The sequence below is a fragment of the Eubacterium uniforme genome, from assembly GCF_900167115.1.
In the GTDB taxonomy this organism is placed as follows: Bacteria; Bacillota; Clostridia; order Lachnospirales; family Lachnospiraceae; genus Eubacterium_S; species Eubacterium_S uniforme.
In genome coordinates, this window is the sequence record NZ_FUXZ01000043.1 from 1 (window position 1) to 1106 (window position 1106).

1 protein-coding gene is annotated in these 1106 nt (G+C 35.4%); it reads left to right on the top strand.

Annotated features, from left to right (window positions below; translation table 11 throughout):
* Nucleotides 1-81: 81 nt before the first annotated feature.
* A partial coding sequence (locus B5D16_RS12310; RefSeq protein ID WP_143405138.1) for a transposase occupies nucleotides 82-1106 on the top strand: 1025 nt, incomplete at its 3' end.

Consider the following 1106-nt stretch of genomic DNA (forward strand, 5'->3'; position numbering starts at 1 on the left):
AAGTATACTTGGGTTTGGAAGAAATCCTGCATAACAAATCGCAATAAAGTTTTTGGCAATATTTCATCATTGATTGAGGAAATGAATGATGAAGTGTTATGTACATTCGGAGTTAAGATTGAACCTCGCGATGAATATGCCATTGAATATCTGGAGGCGATTTTAGAAAAGTATGCTGAATTAACAGCACTGGATTTTGACTCTTTTGTCTATGGAAAAGGACACCGAAAAACCACCTATCAAAGGCATTATGAGAAACTAAATGAATATAAAGAAAGATTGAAAAACTATGCCAAACATATAGAAGTATGTGGTGACGAAAGAAACAGTTGTTCTAAAACAGACCATGATGCATCATTTATGAGAATTAAAACGGATTACATGGGAAATGACCAGTTGCTTCCAGCTTATAATCTACAGGCAGCCATCTGCGACGAATACATCGCTGTGATTGATGTGAAGCAGTATGCATCAGATATGGAGTGTTTCATTCCTCTTATGGAAAAGTTTCATAAGACTTATGGTCATTATCCTAAGTATCCGGTGGCTGATGCCGGGTATGGTTCATACAACAACTATATTTACTGCGAAGAACATGGTATGGAAAAGTATATGAAATTCACCATGTTTAAGAAGGAAACAACGGACAAAAAGTATCGAGAAGATCCATACAGAATCGTTAACTTCAAAAGAGATTCCGATGGTAATCTTTTATGTCCAAACGGCAAACGTTTTATATATAAATATGACAAACACGTCTACAAAAACAAATATGGACGAACGGAAGAAATCTATGAATGTGAAGATTGCACTGGTTGTCCTTATCGAGAAAAATGTTGTAAGAAAAAAGAAGGAAACAGAACTGCAAGATTGAATAGAGAATTAACTTCCATGCATCAGGAAGTAATAGAGAATCTTGAGTCAGTTCATGGAGCTTTGCTTCGCATGAACAGAAGCATACAATCTGAGGGAACATTTGGTGTTATCAAGTGGGACAGATCTTATAAAAGGCTGTTCAGAAGAGGCTTAGAAAACGTAAATTTAGAGTTAACCCTGATTGCTTGTGCTTTTAACCTTTATAAATATCACAATAAACGAAATAGATT